Genomic DNA, 17,303 nt, shown 5'->3' with positions numbered 1-17,303 from the left:
GCATGATCTGGGCTTGGAAAGGAAGAGGGGGGGGGCTGTCTGCCCCCCTTCACCCCCCGAGAGTATTTAGATCAAGATGAAAAGCCAAAAGCTGCGGGGGGTTAGGCCCGCATGCGGCCGCCATCATCCCAGATCGGATCCATATGGACGGTGGCGCGGCGGCGCTCACCAAGGATTTCAATCTCGCAGGAAAGGCCGTCTTTGACCTCGGCCGCGGGGAGGAAGCCCATGGCGACGGATTTTCCGGTCCAATGGCTGTAGCCGCCCGAGGTGCAGAAGCCGACGACAGAGCCGTTGAGCCAGATCGGCTCCCATGCCACCACATCGGCGTCTTTGGCATCGACCACGAAGGAGACGAGGCGGCGGGCGGGGCCGTTGGCTTTTTCCGCCGTGGCGGGGGCTTTGCCGATCCAATCGGCGGGCTTTTTCCAATCGATGAAGCGGTCAAGCCCGGTTTCGGCGGGAGTGTAATCGGGGCTGAACTCGCGGCCCCATGAGCCGAACCATTTGTCGAGCCGCAGCGACATCATCGCCCGCATGCCGAAGGCGCGGATGCCGAGATCGGCCCCGGCCTCGTTCAGCACCTTCCACAGATGCTGCACCGACATATGGTCGCAGAAGATCTCATAGCCAAGATCGGCGGTGTAGCTGACCCGCTGCACAAGGCAATTGGCCATGCCGATGGTCATGCGTTTGACATCCATGAATTTAAACGCCCCGGCGGAGACATCTTCATGGGTCAGTTTGGCCAGAAGATCGCGGGCTTTCGGCCCTGCGATGGTGAAGCCCGAGCGGCTGTCGGAGATGTTTTCAACCGTGACGCCGGGGGCGGCGTTCTGATCGAACCAGCGGCTGTGCCAGCCTTGCGCGCCGTAGCTGGCGGTCAGCTGGAATTCGGTTTCCGACAGGCAAGAGATGGTGAAATCGCCGATGATCTTGCCCGAATGCGCCAGCATAGGGCTGAGGGAGAGCCGGCCCGGTTTCGGGATCCGGCCGGCCATAAGCCGGTCGAGCCAAGCGCGGGCATTGGGGCCTTTGACAAGATATTTGCCGAAGTTTTGCAGCTCATTGATGCCGACGCCGGTCCGAAGGGCCTGGACTTCCTGCGCGGTCGCCTCCCAAGCGTTGGAGCGTTTGAAGCTGGGCTCTTCATGGCGCGGCTCGCCGGGCAAAGCGAAGTAGTTGACGACTTCCAGCCCATATTGCTGGCCCCAGACCGCGCCCATTTTGTCGAAAGTGTCATACATCGGGGTTTGCCGGAACGGGCGCGCCGCAGGGCGCTCTTCGTTCGGATAACCGACCGAGAAGCGCATCTGATAGTTCTCGATCACCTTAGGCACGGTATAGCCGGGGGTGGTCCAAGTGCCGAAGCGTGCCACGTCAAAACCGCGCGGGTCGCGCTCGACCTCGCCCTCGATCATCCATTGTGCCAGCGCCAGACCCATGCCGCCGCCTTGGCTGAAGCCGGCCATGACCGCGCAGGCCGACCAGTAGTTCTTCAGGCCGGGGACGGGGCCCACCAGCGGGTTGCCATCGGGGGCGAAGGTGAAGGGGCCGTGGATCACACGTTTGACGCCGGTGCGTTCCAGCACCGGGAAGCGGCGATAGGCGAAATTGACCGAGTCTTCGATCTTGTCGAATTGCTCGTTCAGAAGTTCGTGGCCGAAGTCCCAAGGCGTGCCATTGACCGACCAAGGCTCACAGGGTTTTTCGTAGAAACCGATGCAAAGCCCGCGGCCCTCTTGGCGCAGATAGCTTTCGCCGCCGGGGTCCATCACATGCGGGAATTCGCGGCCCGATTTCAGGATGTCGACGATTTCGGGGATGTCGTCGGTGACAAGATATTGGTGGGCCATTGGCAGTAGCGGCAGGTAAACACCCGCCATGGCGGCGATTTCCCGCGCCCAAAGACCGCCTGCGTTGACCAGATGCTCGCAGGTGACGGTGCCTTTCTCGGTCACCACTTCCCAGCCGTCTTTGGTTGGGTTGGTCTCGAGTACGCGGTTGTGCAGCACGATCTCGGCCCCGCCCATGCGGGCCGCCTTGGCATAAGCATGGGTGGTGCCCGAAGGGTCCAAGTGGCCATCCAAGGGATCGTAAAGCCCGCCAATCACGCCTTCGAGGTTCACAAGGCCATCGGTCAGCTTGCGGATTTCCTCGGGGCCAAGGATCTCGGTATCAAGGCCCATATAGCGGTGCTTGGCGCGCTCAGCGACCAGTTGGTCAAAGCGCTCTTGGTTGTCGGCCAGCGTTACGCCGCCAACGTGGTGCAGGCCGCAAGACATGCCGGTGATCTCTTCCAGCTCTTTATAAAGCCGGATCGTATAGCCCTGCAGCGCCGCCATATTGGTGTCGCCGTTGATGGTGTGAAAGCCACCCGCCGCGTGCCAGGTGGAGCCTGAGGTCAGCTCGGACCGCTCGATCAGCATGACATCGGACCAACCGAGCTTGGTCAAATGGTAAAGAACCGAACACCCGACGACACCGCCGCCGATCACCACCACGCGAGCATGGCTTTTCATCCCGTCACCTCTTGTTCGCTGTTTGGCAAAGATTGGCGGCGGCTTTGGCGGAAAGCATGGAGTTTTGCGACATTGAATGTCGTGAATGGGTGATCTGTCGGGCGGTTGGGCGGAAAGCAGAACGCCCGCCCCTTGGACGGGGGCGGGCGTTCCTTAAAGCCGGATGGGCCGCCTTATTTTTCGGGGATCAGCCCGCGCGGAGCAAAGCGCAGCACCAACAAAAGCACGACGCCAAGGCTGAGAAGCCGCATATGGGCGGCGGATTCCCTCAGGTGGTCCTTCACCGGGCCAGAGGGCAGCCCAGCGGTGATATATTCCATCGCCTGAGGGCCAAGGAACTCAACGGCAAGATAGAGCCAGCCGATCAGAAGGCCACCCAGCACCGCCCCCCAATTGTTGCCTGAGCCGCCGACGATCACCATCACCCAGATCAGGAAGGTGAAGCGCAAGGGCAGGTAGCTTGGCGGTGTCAATTGCCCGTCCATCGAGGTCATCATCGCGCCGGCAAGCCCCACCACGGCCGAGCCGATGATGAAGATTTGCAGATGGCGGAATTTTACATCCTTGCCCATCGCCGCCGCCGAGATCTCATTGTCGCGGATGGCGCGGATGGTGCGGCCCCATGGGCTGTTCAGCGCGCGCTCGGTCAGCCAGATCAGCGCGACCAGCACGATGCCGAAAAGCCCGGCATAGATCAGTTTGACGAAGATGCTAGAGCCGGTGACCGGGTCGAGGCCCATGGCCAGCATCGGGTCAAGGAAGGCGGGGCTGGCTTGCAGATCCACCTCTTTCGGCACCGGCCAAGGGCGCGGAATGTCGATCAGGTTCTTAACGCCGCGATCCAGCCAATCCTCGTTGCGCATCACCGCAATGATGATCTCGGCAATGCCAAGGGTGGCAATGGCAAGGTAATCGGCGCGCAGGCCAAGCGCCACTTTGCCGATCAGCCAAGCCGCTCCCGCGGCCAGCAAAGCGCCAAAGGGCCAAGCCAGCAGCGAGTTCAGGCCAAGGCCACCGATATGCCCGGCTTGCGAGGGGTTGTTCGCCTCGATCGCCATCACGGCCGGGTCGAGAAGGCCGCGATAGATGAAGAAGGCGATCACGCCGAAAAGGACCAAGGCAAGGCTGCGCTTCGGTCCCGCTTGCAGTTTGCGGTAAAGCCAGACGGCCAGTGCTACGGCCAAAGCGGCAAAGAGCAGCGCCGAGAGGACGCGCGGGCCACCGGCCTCCCATCCTGCCGGCACCGGCTTGCCGGAAACCAGCACCACGGCCAGACCGCCCAAAGCGACCGAGCCGACGACGCCGGTGGAGAAGAGCCCGGCATAGCCCCATTGGATGTTCACCCCCACCGCCATAATGGCCGACAGAAGCGCAAGGTTCAGGATTTGCAGGCTGAGGTTCCAGCTGAGCATGGCGCCGGTGGCCACGAAGAGCAGGGCCACACCGGCGAAGAGCCAAAGGTTGCGATAGCGGGTCATGTCACTTCGCTCCGTAAATGCCGGTCGGCTTGAACAAGAGAACGATGATCAAGATGGCGAAGCTGACGGCCACCTTGTAATCGGTTGAAAGCGCTTGATAAAGCCCATCGCCAAGCCAAGAGTCGGGCAAAAGATAGCTGCCGATCTTCTTCCAGGCGCTGGTGATGATCAGCTCGGAGAAGGCAATGACAAAGCCGCCGACGATGGCGCCCAAGGGGCTGCCAAGGCCTCCGACGATCGCTGCCGCAAAGATCGGCATCAACAGGCCGAAGTAAACGGTGATCCGGAAGGATTTGTCCAAACCGTAAAGCGTGCCGCAGATGGTGGCGAGCGCTGCCGCCAGCACCCAAGTGACTGCCACCACTTTGTCGGGGTTGATGCCGGAGAGGAGTGCGAGATCCTCATTGTCGGAATAGGCGCGCATCGATTTGCCGGTGCGGGTCTTTTGCAAAAACCAAAAGAGCAGCGCGACCGAGAGCACGGCGACGACGATCGAGACGACAGCGGTGGTCTTGATCGCCAAAGGCTCGGCCAGCCCGGTCCAAGCCTTCCAGTCTTGCGGGTTCAGCAGCATCCGCTCGCCATCGGCGAAGTTGCGCTCGGAGGTGCCGATCAGGATCCGCACAAGGCCGTTCATCACGAACATCACCCCGGTGGAGACGATGACGAGGATGATCGGCTTGGCCTTTTGTTGTCGGTAAAAGCGGTAGACCACGCGGTCAGTGCCAAGGACGAAAGCCGCCGTGACCGCGATGCCGAAGGGCAGGGCCAGAAGGGCGGTCGGCAGGGGGCCAAAGCTGATCCCCATCGATTGGAACCACCATGTGAACATGATCACAAAGGCGGTGCCGAAGGCCATGGTGTCGCCATGGGCAAAGTTGGAAAAGCGCAAGACGCCAAAGACCAAGGTTACGCCAAGCGCGCCAAGCGCCAATTGGCTGCCGTAGGCCAGTCCGGGGACAAGGATGAAATTTGCGAATGCCGTCAGGGCGTTGAGGATATCCATAGCTCAGCCCCCCAAGAAGGATTTGCGGACTTCGGGGTCGGCCAGCAGCGCCTTTCCGGTGTCGGTGAAGCGGTTGCTGCCTTGCACAAGGACATAGCCCTTATCGGCGATCTCCAGCGCTTGGCGGGCGTTTTGCTCGACCATCAGGATCGAAATCCCGGTGCGGGCGATCTCGATGATCCGGTCGAACAACTCGTCCATCACGATGGGCGAGACGCCTGCGGTCGGCTCATCCAGCATCAAAACGCGCGGCTGGGTCATCAGCGCGCGGCCGACGGCGACCTGCTGGCGCTGACCGCCGGAAAGCTGGCCCGCCGGCTGGTGGCGCTTTTCGCGCAGGATCGGGAAGAGGTCATAGACCTGCTCCATGGTCTGGGCGATCGTGTCATCGCTGCGGATGAAAGCGCCCATCTCAAGGTTTTCCTCCACCGTCATCGAGGTGAAGATGTTCGACGTTTGCGGCACAAAGCCCATGCCTTTGCGCACCCGCGCCTGCGGCGAGAGCTTGGTGATATCCTCGCCGCCCAAACGCACAGCACCTTGGCGCAGGTTGAGCATGCCGAAGACGGCTTTCATCGCGGTGGATTTGCCAGCGCCATTGGGGCCGACGATGACGGCGATCTCGCCTTTCTCAACCGCGATGGTGCAAGAGTGCAAGATGTCGACCGGGCCATAGCCGCCGGTCATCGCCTCGCCAATCAGGAAGGGTTCAGCCACGGGGCACCTCGGGAATTTGTTTTGCGAAGAGGGGCTTACGCATGTGCCTGCTCCTCTTTGAGTTTGTTCTTCAGCCCGGTGCCCAGATAGGCCTCGATCACGCGCTCGTCGTTCTTGACCTCTTCCAAAGTGCCTTCGGCCAGCACCTTGCCCTCGGCCATACAGATCACCGGATTGCAAAGCCGACCGATGAAATCCATGTCATGTTCGATGACGCAGAAAGTATAGCCGCGCTCTTTGTTCAGCCGGATGATCGCATCGCCAATGGTGTTGAGCAGCGTGCGGTTCACGCCTGCGCCGACTTCATCAAGAAAGACGATCTTGGCATCGACCATCATGGTGCGGCCCAACTCGACCAGCTTTTTCTGCCCGCCCGAGATATTGCCAGCTTTCTCATCGGCGATATGGCTGATGGTCAGAAACTCCAGCACCTCATCGGCCTTGGCGCGGATCTGAGCCTCTTCGGCGGCGATCTGGCCGCGCGAGAAGAGCGCATTCCAGAGCCGCTCGCCCGATTGGCGCGGCGGCACCATCATCAGGTTTTCCCGCACGGTCATTGAGCTGAATTCATGCGCGATCTGGAAGGTGCGCAAGAGGCCCTTTTGAAACAGCACATGCGGCGGCAAGCCGGTGATATCCTCACCATCCATGATCACCCGCCCCGAGGTCGGCGGCAAACGTCCGGCAATCACGTTGAAAAGCGTGGTTTTCCCGGCACCATTCGGCCCGATCAGCCCGGTGATGGTTCCGGTTTTGATTTCAAGCGTCGCGCCATCAACGGCATGAAAGCCGCCGAAATGCTTATGCAGCCCTTCGACCTTGATCATATGTACCCCTGTTTAACCTGCCATCGCGCCAGGTTGTCCTGGTCTGGCGGTCTTATCTTTAGGCAACGGCCCGGGGTTCGCGCCCCGGGCCGCGCCGATTGCAGCTGTGGCTAGGCCTTAGCGGATGCCAACGCTGGTGAACTTGCCGTCTTTGACTTCGTCTTCCGAATAGGTGCCGGCAACGTCGCCATTTTCCAGCATCTCGATACCGGTTGCGCCATCGTAGTTGATGGCTTTGCCAGCGGCGATCAGCTCAAGCGCTTTGCCCAGCTCACCCGCTTTGATCAGCTCACCCGAACCATCGGCCGGACCATTGGCGATTTCAATGATCTTGTCTTTGTAAACCTTCGCATCGGTCGAATTGGCGGCATGCATCGCCAAGATGATCAAAGCGGCCGCGTCATAGGATTGCGCGGCGAAGTTGGTCGAACCGTCGAAGGAGGGCTCAAAGGCTTTGGCCGCATCGAGATAGGTCTGGTAGCCTTCGGCGACCGAGGTTGGGTGCTGGCCGAAGGAGCCATTCAGGCCCGGGCCGATGTTCTCGGGCAGGCTATCGCCATACATGCCAGCCGGCAGGCCGAAGAGCGAGAAGGCGCCGGTGTCAAGCGAAGCTTGGATGATGCCCTTGCCGCCTTGGTCGATATAGCCTGCAACGACAAGCACTTCGCCGCCCGCTGCTGCCAATGCCGCGACTTCGGCCGAGTAATCGGCTTTGCCGTCGTCATGGCTGGCGTTGGTGGTGATGGTCAGGCCCATCTCTTTGCAGTTGGCTTCGATCGCTTCGGCCTGGCCCTTGCCGTAGTCCGAGTTCGAATAGGAGATCGCGATCGAGCTATAGCCGCGGTCCTTCAGCACTTGGCACATGATCACGCCTTCACGCGCATCCGAAGGCACGGTGCGGAAGAAGAAGCCATCATCGGGGTCAACGCTCAACGCCGGCGAGGTGGCCGAGGGCGAGATCATCACGATGCCATTGGGCATAGCGACATTGGTCAAAACAGCGCGGGTCACGCCCGAGCAGTCGGCGCCGACGATGCCTTTGACGCCTTCCGAGGTGACCAGACGCTCGGCTGCGGCTTGGGCGGCGGCGTTGTCGATGCAGGTGGAGTCGGCGCGGACGTTGTGGAACACCCAGCCATTGGCGGCTTTGCCGGAGTCGTTCACCTCTTTGACCACCAGATCAACGGTGGTGAACATATTGGGCGCAATGCTTTCAATCGGGCCGGTGGCGCCCAGCAAAGAGCCGATCTTTACATCTTCCGCAGCCGCAGCGCCGGCAGAAAGCGCCATTGCCGAAGCAGCCAACAACAGTTTTTTCATTATGAATTCTCCCTGATTTGGACCGTAATCCTGATCGAAGCCTAGAGGCAGTAATATCAAAAGAAAAGCGCCTACGCAAAATAAAGTTTAAGCTTGAAATAATCTGCTTTTGGGCAAAGCTTCGGCATTGTGATTTGGCGCTTGGCCGCCCTATGCCTAAATTCAATCCGATAGCAAACTCGGAGCCAGTGATGACAAATCCGCCCGCAATTCTTCGTGCCATTGCAATGGCTTCGCCGCTTTTGGCCATAGCGCTTTCGGCGCAGGCGGGGACGGTTGAGACCTCGGCCGGGCCGATGCAGATCACCACCATGACCACCGGGCTGCAAGAGCCTTGGGGCTTGGCCTTCCTGCCAGACGGGCGCTTTTTGGTTACGGAACGCTCGGGCAAATTGTGGTTGGTGAACGGCGCCGCCCGGCATGAGGTGACGGGCCTGCCTGACATCGTGGCCGAAGGGCAGGGCGGGCTTCTGGATGTGATGATCCCGGCTGATTTCGCAACCACGCGCGAGGTTTGGCTCAGTTTCACCGCCAAGGCCCAAGGCGGGCTGGCGACAGCGGCGGGCAAGGGGCGGCTTTCGGCGGATGGTAAGTCTCTGGTGCGGTTCGAGACGGTGTTTTTGGGCTCAGGCGCGCCGGGCGGGCGACATTTCGGCGCCCGCTTGGTCGAGGCGCGCGATGGCACGATCCTGCTTGCCACCGGGGATCGCGGCACCGGTCCTGAGGGGCAAGAGGCGCAAGATCCCGCCACTTCCATCGGTAAGGTGATCCGTTTTGGCAAGGTCGGGCAGGCGTGGAAAGCTGAAGTCTTCTCCTCGGGGCATCGTAACATCCAAGGGGCGGCATTGGACGGCGACGGGCGGTTTTTCACCACCGAACATGGCGCGCAGGGCGGCGATGAGTTGAATGCCCCGCTGCCCGGCCGCAACTATGGCTGGCCGGTGATCAGCTACGGCGTCAACTACGGCGGCGGTGCGATTGGCGACGGGACCGCGCGCGAAGGGATGGAGCAACCCTTGCATTACTGGGATCCCTCAATCGCGCCTTCGGGGCTGATGATCTATTCCGGCGCTTTGGTGCCCGACTGGCAGGGAGATTTCTTCTTCGGCTCGCTCAACAGCGATTTTCTAGGCCGGTTGGACCCGCAAACGCCCGCGCCGACTGGATATGCGGAAGAGCGCATTGCAGCTCCCGAGACGGGCCGTGTGCGGGATGTGAAAGAAGGCCCAGATGGCGCAATCTGGTTTTTGTCGGTGACCGATGGCGCGGTCTATCGGCTGGCGCCATAGACGCCAAGCCGGGGGCTTTGGGCGATTAGATCGACAGCCGCGCCGGCATACCGCCCGGCACACCCCCGGCCACGCCTTGGGTGCCGCGCTCGCGGTACGGTGTGGTGTTGTAATGGCCGCGGTAGCATTTTGAGAAATGCGACGGGCTGGCAAAGCCGCAGGCCAAGGCGACGTTGATCACCGACATATCGGTTTGCATCAAAAGGTTGCGCGCCTTTTGCAACCGCAATTCCATGTAATAGCGCTTGGGGCTGCGGTTCAAATAGCGCCGGAACAGCCGCTCAAGCTGGCGCGTCGACATGCCGACATCCTCGGCCAGATCGGCGGGCGAGATCGGATCTTCGATATTGCCTTCCATCATCTGGATGACTTGGGAAAGCTTCGGATGCCGCACGCCAATCCGCGTCGGGATCGACAGCCGCTGCGTGTCTTGGTCGGTGCGGATCGTCGAATAAATGAGCTGGTCGGCGACGGTATTGGCCAAATCCTCGCCGTGGTCGGCGGCGATCACCTTCAGCATCAAATCCAATGACGAGGTGCCGCCTGCGGTGGTCCAGCGATTGCCATCCATCACAAAGACAGATTTCGTCAGCTTAACCTCTTCAAACTCCTCCAAGAAACCGTCTTGGTTCTCCCAGTGGATCGTGGCCTTCTTATTGTCCAAGAGGCCCGCCTTGGCCAAGGAATAGGCCCCGGTGCACAGTCCGCCCATCGTGACCCCGCGCCGCGCCTCGCGCCGCAGCCAGTTGAGGATCGGTTTGGTCGTGGCCCGCGCCACATCGACGCCGCCGCAGACCAGCACGATGTCATCGCGGTCGATCTCGGCCAGCCCCATGTCCAGTTTGAACGAGGCCCCATTCGAACAGCTCACCTCTTGGCCATTCTCGCCAGTCAGCGACCAGCTGTAGAGCTTTGATCCAGCAATACGATTGGCAATGCGCAGCGGTTCAATCGCCGAGGCGAAAGCCAGCATTGTGAAACCATCCAACAACAGAAATACAAACCGCCGTTGCGGGGCTTCTTTGCTGATCTGAGTGGCCTTGCGCTGCAAGCTGGGCATGTCTGCGACCTAATTGCGTCGTTTGTGAGCAACCGATACCTGAAATCCAATAGAGAGCAAGGGGCCGTGACTGTCCGTTGTCGCCTTTTCATCTTTGCTTTCTAAGGCCAGACGCGTATAGCCATGCCGTTACCGCAAACGACCAATGGTGGGGCCATGACTAAGGGCTGGACGAAATCGGATTGGCGCGCAAAACCGCGGGTACAGATGCCGGATTATCCCGATGCAGCTGCGCTCTCTGCGGTCGAGATGCAATTGTCGAAATATCCGCCGCTGGTTTTTGCCGGCGAGGCGCGGCGCTTGAAAAAGCAACTCGCAGCCGCAGCCGAGGGGAAGGCCTTCTTGCTGCAAGGCGGCGATTGCGCTGAAAGCTTTGCTGAATTCAGCGCCGACAATATCCGCGACACTTTCCGCGTGATGCTGCAAATGGCGGTGGTTTTGACCTATGGCGCCAAGGTTCCCGTTGTGAAAGTCGGCCGGATGGCGGGGCAATTTGCCAAGCCGCGTTCCGCCCCGACCGAGGTGATCGGTGGCGTCGAATACCCGTCCTACCGCGGTGATATCATCAATGGTTTCGACGCCACGGTCGAGGCACGCCGTCCGGATCCGAACCGGATGTTGCAGGCCTATACCCAAGCCGCGGCCTCGCTGAACCTGCTGCGCGCTTTCTCGACGGGCGGCTTTGCCGATATCCACCGCGTCCACTCTTGGACGCTGGGCTTTGCCGAAAGCGACAAGGCCGAGCGTTACCGTGAGCTGTCGAATCGCATCTCGGATGCCTTGGATTTCATGAGTGCCGCCGGGGTGAACCCCGACAGTGCGCCGACTTTGGCTTCGGTGGACTTCTACACCAGCCATGAGGCGCTGCTCTTGGAATATGAAGAGGCGCTCTGCCGCATCGATTCTATCACCGGCCAGCCGGTGGCAGGTTCGGGTCACATGATCTGGATCGGCGACCGCACCCGTCAGCCCGACGGCGCGCATGTGGAATTTGCCCGCGGCGTGTTGAACCCGATTGGTCTGAAATGCGGCCCCTCGACCACGGCTGAAGATCTCAAAGTGCTGATGGCCAAGCTGAACCCGCAGAATGAGCCGGGCCGCTTGACGCTGATCGCGCGCTTTGGTGCGGGCAAAGTTGGCGATCACCTGCCGCGCCTGATCCAGACGGTGCAGGAAGAGGGCGCTTCGGTGCTGTGGTCCTGCGATCCGATGCATGGCAACACGATCAAATCCTCGACCGGCTACAAAACCCGGCCGTTCGATTCCGTGCTGCGCGAAGTGCGTGAGTTCTTCCAGATCCACAAAGCCGAGGGCACCATCCCGGGCGGCGTGCATTTTGAGATGACCGGCCAGGATGTGACCGAATGCACCGGCGGCTTGCGCGCTGTGACGGATGAGGATCTGTCGGACCGCTACCACACCGCTTGCGACCCGCGTCTGAACGCAAGCCAAGCCTTGGAGCTGGCGTTCTTGGTCTCGGAAGAGCTGTCGGCGCAGCGTGAGGCTGCTCGTAAGGTTGCCTTCTAACCGATTGACTGAATTCATAAAAAGGCCCCGCTCAACGGCGGGGCCTTTTGCTTTTAAGTCATTTGGTCCCGAGTTTACGAAGAATGCACCAGCCGCAGATGGCTGCGACCGGGCTTTGCGCGGGCGGGCCGTGGGCTTTCCGCGCCAATCTGCTCAAAGAGCTGCGCCAGGTTGTGGGCCGGGGTTTCGGACGGCTTTGCAGCAGGCACCACAGGGGGCAGTCGGGACATGGCGCGCGTGTTCTGTGGCCCCAGATGCTCCTCACTCCGAGCGGCAATGCCAAAGCGGCGCGGTGCGATGCCGATCTCTCCCAAGGGCGCAAGGCAGCCCAGCACCAGATTCCGCCGCCCCTCGCGGTTGCACAAAGGAAGGAGCAAAAGCTTTGCACCAAGCTCGGGCCGCCCCCGCGTCGCTTCGCTTTTCAAGGTAAACTCGGCTGCAACCGGCCCGGCCAGAACCCGGGCTGTGGTTTTGGCCAATTGCGCGCGCGCTTCGGGCGTGAAGAGCACCGAGAGTGGCAGGCCTTTCGCCTCGATCCCGGTCAGCTGCGACAGCGCATGGCCGGCGATCCGCAGAAGGACCAGCCCCGGCGCGATAGATTCCCCCACAAAGACGCGGTCGAGCACATCGGCCATGCCACGCGGATCCAGATCCGACCGCGCCGGGATCGCGCCGCCTTGCCGCAACGCTTGCCAATAGGCGCGGACCTCTGCCGGGCCGCGCGCTGCGGCAAGAAGGGTGGGATCCTGTGTCTCGCCCGAGTTGGAACCGCCGAAAAACGTAAACATCTGGACCTTCACCTTTCCGGGCCTGCGGCCCAAAGCTTTGCACTTGTGACATGATGGCGCGCGGTTCTCTGGCGGCTTCGGTTGCCGCCTGTGACCGGCTCTGCTACGCCCGTGGTTGAACCACTGCCTCGCTTGCCGCTGCATCCCTGCCGGTTCGGCCCTAACGATCTTGGGGCACTTGCTGGTTAATGCTGCGGTAAGAGGTGTTACCGATGTGTAAACATAACCCGAAACCCAGCTTTCGGGCTGGAAATCTTGACAAATGGTAAACGGTCGCCCGGTCAGAGCGGCTGTTCAGGAGGCGCGATGACCGTTTCATCAACAGTTTCAATGACCGGCTTTGCTGCGCGGCGTGGTGCGGCTTTGGGCTTTGCTTGGGCTTGGGACATCCGCTCGGTCAATGGCAAGGGGCTGGAACTGCGGCTTCGGGTGCCCGATTGGGTTGATGGGTTGGAAGCCAGCCTGCGCGGAGAGCTGCAAAAGGCCATCGCGCGCGGCAATGTCAGCCTGTCGTTGCGGCTTTCGCGTGAGGTGGGCGAGGCTCCGGGCCTGAGGGTCAATGAAGAAGTGCTGAGCAGCACGCTTGCGGCTTTGGCGCGGGTCGAAGAGGTGGCGATGGCCGCTGGCCTGACCTTGGCACAACCAACTTCGGCTGATGTGCTGGGCATGCGCGGCGTCTTGGACCATGCGGCGGCCGAGGAAGACACCGGGCCGCTCCGCGCCGCCATCCTCGCCGATCTGCCCGCACTTCTGGCCGATTTCAACGCGATGCGCGCTGGTGAGGGGGCAGCTTTGGCCGGCGTCATCACCGGCCAGCTTGACCAGATCGAGGCGCTTTTGCGCGATGCCAAGGCGCAAAGCCTTGCGCGCCGGGACAAGGCGGGGGATGCGTTGCGCCAATCTCTCGCGCGGCTTTTGGAGAATGCCGAGGGGCTGGATGAGACCCGCATCGCCCAAGAATTGGCGATTTTGGCGGTAAAACAGGATGTTACCGAAGAGACCGATCGCCTTGGCGCCCATATCGCCGCCGCCCGCGCACTGTTGACCGAAAAAGGCCCGGTGGGGCGTAAGTTCGATTTTATGATGCAGGAATTTTTGCGCGAAGCGAATACACTCCTTTCAAAATCGCAAGATCTGGCGCTCACGCGCACCGGGCTTGACCTAAAGACCGTCATCGACCAGATGCGCGAACAAGTTCAGAACGTGGAATGACGATGACTGCTGCAGATGTTGCCACCCCCGCCTCGCAAGCCTTGGCACAAAGCCGCCGGGGGCTTTTACTGATCCTGTCCTCGCCCTCGGGGGCGGGAAAATCCACGCTGGCCAAGCGCTTGATGGCTTGGGATCCGACGTTGCGCTTTTCGGTCTCGGCCACCACCCGCGCGCCGCGCGCGGGCGAAGAGGACGGGCGCGACTATTATTTCAAACCCCGCGCTGAGTTTGAGGCGATGGTCGCTTCGGGCGATATGCTGGAACATGCTGAAGTCTTTGGCAATTTCTACGGATCGCCCCGCGCGCCGGTCGAGCAAGCGATGGCTGAGGGACGCGATACGCTTTTCGACATTGATTGGCAGGGCGGGCAGCAGATCCGCAACTCAGCTTTGGGCCGCGATGTGGTCTCGGTCTTCATCCTGCCGCCTTCGATCGCCGAGCTTGACCGCCGCCTGCGCGGGCGGGGCCAAGACAGCGAAGAGGTGATCGCGGGCCGGATGGCGAAGTCGCAAGCCGAGATAAGCCATTGGGCGGAATACGATTATGTGCTGGTGAATGACGATCTTGAGGCAACCTTCGCGCGGCTTCTGACGCTGTTGCAGGCCGAGCGGATGCGACGCGATCGTCAACCCGGCATGACTGATTTCGTGCGCGGATTGAACAAGGAGTTTGAGGCCAGATGATCTATGAACTGGACGGAATTTCGCCCGAAATCGACCCAGATGCTTGGGTGGCGCCGGGCGCGCATGTGATGGGCCGGGTGCGGCTGGGGGCCGGGGTTGGCATCTGGTTTGGCGCGGCTTTGCGCGGCGATAATGAATGGATCGAGATCGGTAACGGTTCGAATATTCAGGAAAATTCTGTCCTGCACACCGATATGGGTCACCCTTTGGTGATCGGCGCGAATTGCACCATCGGTCATAAGGCGATGCTGCATGGTTGCACCATTGGGGAGGGCACGCTGATCGGTATGGGGGCTACGATCCTCAATGGCGCAAAGATCGGAAAAGGTTGCCTTATTGGCGCTTGTGCTTTGATTACTGAGGGCAAGGAAATCCCTGATGGCTCCTTGGTGATGGGCAGCCCCGGCAAGGTGGTGCGCAGCTTGGATGCTGAGGCGCAGGCGCGGCTTTTGCGCTCGGCTGAGGGGTATCGAGCCAATGCGGCGCGGTTCAGATCTGGCCTAAAAGTTATTTAATTTTAAATGCTTGCTGGCAGATCTTCATGCTTTGCGTGAAGTGAGGCGGTGGGCTGTTTGACAGCCCAATCTGCACCGAAGACTTTGCACCCGAAGTCCCAGCACCAGCAGTGTATGGTTTGCGTCGGGTTTGTGTATGGCAAAGGTATGGCTTTGCGCATGACATGGGACGCGCTGTCTGGTCGGGGGCGGCAGAGCGCGTTAGGAAGGCCACAGGTGTTTCAAGCCGAGGGCCCTTATGCTTCAAGATGCGATCAACGCCATTCCTTTGCCGGCGCTGGTGATCGATGCCAGTGAGCAGGTGGTGCTGGCCAATGCCCATGCGCGCGCAGCCCTTCCCGGATTGACGGAAGGGCGCAACGTGGCGCTGGTGCTGCGCGCTCCGAGCTTTTTGCAGGCGGTGGGTGAGGCATTGAAGGGGCGCGTTCCCTTGGATGAGCCGCGATTTTCGCTGATCCGCGACGGGGCCGAGCAGCAATGGCAAGCCTCGGTCGGGCCGGTGGCGGCGCCCGAGGGGCAGATGGCGCTTTGCGTGTTCCGCGACCTTTCGGATGAGGTGCTGGCCAGCCAGATGCGGCGCGATTTCGTGGCCAATGTCAGCCACGAACTGCGCACGCCGCTGACCGCGCTGATGGGCTTTATCGAGACCTTGCGGGGGGCTGCCAAGGAGGACCCGGTGGCGCGTGAGCGCTTCTTAGCGATCATGGCGCGCGAATCGGGCCGAATGGAGCGGCTGGTGCAGGATCTGCTGCAATTGAGCCGGGTTGAGGCGGAAGAAAGGGTGCGGCCCTCGACGCCAGTGGATCTGGCCGCGGTGCTGCGTCAGGTGACCGGGGCGCTGAAACCGATGGCGGAAAGCCTTGGCGCTGAGATGGAGCTTGAGGGTTTTGATCGGCCTTTGACCGTGCCGGGCGACAGCGATCAACTGGTGCAAGTCTTCACCAATCTGGTGGAGAATGGCTTGAAATACGGCGCAGCCGGGCAGGTGTTGCGGCTGCGCGCCACGGCGGAAAACAGCATCCGTGGCCCAGCTTTGCGCATCACCGTCAGCGATCAGGGCGAGGGGATTGATCCGATCCATATCCCAAGACTGACCGAGCGGTTTTACCGCATCGATGGTCATCGCAGCCGCGAAAAGGGCGGCACCGGGCTGGGCTTGGCGATCGTCAAACACATCGTGCAACGCCATCGCGGCTGGCTGAAGCTGGAGAGCGTGAAAGGTGTTGGATCGAGCTTCAGTGTGATCTTGCCGCAGGGATAAGCCCCTGCGGCCATTGGGCTTTGCCCCGTTTATGGAAGCCGCGCCAAACGCTCGGTCAAAAGGGCGTAAAAGCCGTCGCGGTCGATCGTATTGATGAAAAGCGCATTCGGCGTGCGGTCGGTGACGCCCCACCAATCGGCCACGGTCATGCCCAGCGTCAGCTCGGATTGGGTTTCGATCTCGACGTTGATTTTGCGGCCCGAGAAGAGTTCGGGGCGCAGGACATAGGCGATCACCGTGGGATCGTGCAAAGGCGCGCCTTGGGCGCCGTATTTTTCCACATCGAACCGTTCGAAGAAATCGGTCCAGCTGGCCACGGCCTCGCCGACCTTGGTGCCAAGGCTTCGGATGCCCTCGATCCAGTCGCGAGAGGTCAGGGCTTTATGGGTGACATCCAGCGACATCACCACGATCTCAACCCCGGATTTGAAAATGATATCAGCGGCTTCTGGGTCGACGTAAATGTTGAATTCAGCCGCCGGGGTGATGTTGCCAACCTCGAAATAGGCGCCGCCCATCAGGACGATGGCTTTGACGCGCGCGACGATATCGGGGGCTTTGAGGAAGGCGGCGGCGATATTGGTCAAGGGGCCAAGCGGGCAAAGCGTGACCGTGCCGGGCGCCTCGCGGCGCAGGGTTTCAATAATGAAATCAACGCCGTGTTGGGCTTCCAGCGGGTGGCTCGGCTCAAACAGCGGCACGCCGTCTAGCCCGGTTTGGCCATGCACATGCTCGGCCGTGATCAGCTTGCGCTGCAAAGGCGCGTCGCAGCCCGCGTAAACTGGCACCGGGCGGCCCGAAAGCTCTACCAAAATGCGGGTGTTTTTCTGGGTCAGCGGCAGCGGCACATTTCCGGCAACGGCGGTGATGCCCAAGACCTCAAGCTCTTCGGGCGAGGCGAGGGCGAGCAAGATGGCCACGGCATCATCTTGGCCGGGATCTGTGTCGATGATGATCTTTTGCGCGGCCATGTCCGTCTCCTGCTGGCGGGGAGTGCCCAGCTAAGGCGAGGCGGTGCGATTTGTCTAGATTGTCAGATGGATATGCAGCGACGACGTGAGGTCAGGCCCGCATGAAAACGGGCGCCGCAGGGGCGCC

15 protein-coding genes are annotated in these 17,303 nt (G+C 61.2%); 6 read left to right on the top strand and 9 right to left on the bottom strand.

All coding sequences use genetic code 11. The annotated features are described in order from the left end of the window. Positions 1 to 101 precede the first annotated feature (101 nt). The 6 genes from Q9295_RS04560 to Q9295_RS04535 form a co-directional block, all read right to left on the bottom strand. Positions 102 to 2,522: a GcvT family protein gene (locus tag Q9295_RS04560; RefSeq protein ID WP_306679320.1), complete on the bottom strand. Its 2,421-nt coding sequence runs from the start codon at positions 2,520 to 2,522 to the stop codon at positions 102 to 104. 173 nt (positions 2,523 to 2,695) lie between these two features. Further along, a complete protein-coding gene (locus Q9295_RS04555; protein WP_306679319.1) occupies positions 2,696 to 4,000 on the bottom strand; it encodes a branched-chain amino acid ABC transporter permease in 1,305 nt (434 codons plus the stop codon). A 1-nt stretch (position 4,001) separates the two neighbouring features. Beyond that, the gene (locus tag Q9295_RS04550; protein ID WP_306679318.1) at positions 4,002 to 5,006 is read right to left on the bottom strand and encodes a branched-chain amino acid ABC transporter permease; all 1,005 of its coding nucleotides are present in this window, start codon (positions 5,004 to 5,006) and stop codon (positions 4,002 to 4,004) included. 3 nt (positions 5,007 to 5,009) lie between these two features. Beyond that, on the bottom strand, positions 5,010 to 5,723 hold the full coding sequence (locus Q9295_RS04545) for an ABC transporter ATP-binding protein (RefSeq protein ID WP_306679317.1): 714 nt from the start codon (positions 5,721 to 5,723) through the stop codon (positions 5,010 to 5,012). 35 nt (positions 5,724 to 5,758) lie between these two features. After that, a complete protein-coding gene (locus Q9295_RS04540; RefSeq protein WP_306679316.1) occupies positions 5,759 to 6,550 on the bottom strand; it encodes an ABC transporter ATP-binding protein in 792 nt (263 codons plus the stop codon). A gap of 117 nt (positions 6,551 to 6,667) precedes the next feature. Then, on the bottom strand, positions 6,668 to 7,870 hold the full coding sequence (locus tag Q9295_RS04535; RefSeq protein ID WP_306679315.1) for an ABC transporter substrate-binding protein: 1,203 nt from the start codon (positions 7,868 to 7,870) through the stop codon (positions 6,668 to 6,670). 191 nt (positions 7,871 to 8,061) lie between these two features. Between Q9295_RS04535 and Q9295_RS04530 the strand changes: the two genes are divergently transcribed. Then, the gene (locus Q9295_RS04530; protein ID WP_306679314.1) at positions 8,062 to 9,159 is read left to right on the top strand and encodes a PQQ-dependent sugar dehydrogenase; all 1,098 of its coding nucleotides are present in this window, start codon (positions 8,062 to 8,064) and stop codon (positions 9,157 to 9,159) included. 25 nt (positions 9,160 to 9,184) lie between these two features. Here the strand turns inward: Q9295_RS04530 and Q9295_RS04525 are convergent, their stop codons facing one another. Then, entirely contained in the window at positions 9,185 to 10,219 is a 1,035-nt protein-coding gene (locus Q9295_RS04525) for a GlxA family transcriptional regulator (RefSeq protein ID WP_306679313.1), read from the bottom strand. A 156-nt stretch (positions 10,220 to 10,375) separates the two neighbouring features. On the opposite strand from Q9295_RS04525, the gene Q9295_RS04520 reads away from it, so the two are divergent. Further along, positions 10,376 to 11,746 carry a class II 3-deoxy-7-phosphoheptulonate synthase gene (locus tag Q9295_RS04520; RefSeq protein WP_306679312.1) on the top strand — a complete coding sequence of 457 codons (1,371 nt, stop codon included), beginning with the start codon at positions 10,376 to 10,378 and terminating at the stop codon, positions 11,744 to 11,746. 74 nt (positions 11,747 to 11,820) lie between these two features. Here Q9295_RS04520 and Q9295_RS04515 read toward each other — a convergent pair whose 3' ends face one another. Next, complete coding sequence (locus tag Q9295_RS04515) at positions 11,821 to 12,534, bottom strand: PAS domain-containing protein (RefSeq protein ID WP_306679311.1); 714 nt, start codon at positions 12,532 to 12,534, stop codon at positions 11,821 to 11,823. 306 nt (positions 12,535 to 12,840) lie between these two features. Between Q9295_RS04515 and Q9295_RS04510 the strand changes: the two genes are divergently transcribed. The 4 genes from Q9295_RS04510 (at position 12,841) to Q9295_RS04495 (ending at position 16,205) form a co-directional block, all read left to right on the top strand. Then, positions 12,841 to 13,746, top strand: coding sequence for a YicC/YloC family endoribonuclease (locus Q9295_RS04510; protein ID WP_306679310.1), 906 nt, complete (start codon positions 12,841 to 12,843; stop codon positions 13,744 to 13,746). A 2-nt stretch (positions 13,747 to 13,748) separates the two neighbouring features. Then, entirely contained in the window at positions 13,749 to 14,429 is a 681-nt protein-coding gene (gene gmk / locus Q9295_RS04505) for a guanylate kinase (RefSeq protein ID WP_306679309.1), read from the top strand. Beyond that, a complete protein-coding gene (locus Q9295_RS04500) occupies positions 14,426 to 14,944 on the top strand; it encodes a gamma carbonic anhydrase family protein (RefSeq protein ID WP_306679308.1) in 519 nt (172 codons plus the stop codon). The genes gmk and Q9295_RS04500 overlap by 4 nt, the downstream gene beginning before the upstream one ends. Before the next feature lie 238 nt (positions 14,945 to 15,182). Then, the gene (locus Q9295_RS04495) at positions 15,183 to 16,205 is read left to right on the top strand and encodes an ATP-binding protein (protein ID WP_306679307.1); all 1,023 of its coding nucleotides are present in this window, start codon (positions 15,183 to 15,185) and stop codon (positions 16,203 to 16,205) included. 29 nt (positions 16,206 to 16,234) lie between these two features. On the opposite strand, the gene Q9295_RS04490 is transcribed toward Q9295_RS04495, so the two are convergent. Then, positions 16,235 to 17,176 carry a nucleoside hydrolase gene (locus Q9295_RS04490; protein WP_306679306.1) on the bottom strand — a complete coding sequence of 314 codons (942 nt, stop codon included), beginning with the start codon at positions 17,174 to 17,176 and terminating at the stop codon, positions 16,235 to 16,237. Positions 17,177 to 17,303 lie beyond the last annotated feature (127 nt).

It is taken from the genome of Pseudogemmobacter lacusdianii (assembly GCF_030848395.1).
Classification (GTDB): Bacteria; Pseudomonadota; Alphaproteobacteria; order Rhodobacterales; family Rhodobacteraceae; genus Pseudogemmobacter; species Pseudogemmobacter lacusdianii.
Note: the sequence above shows the minus strand (reverse complement) of the source record. Positions and strands in the feature narration are given on the sequence as shown.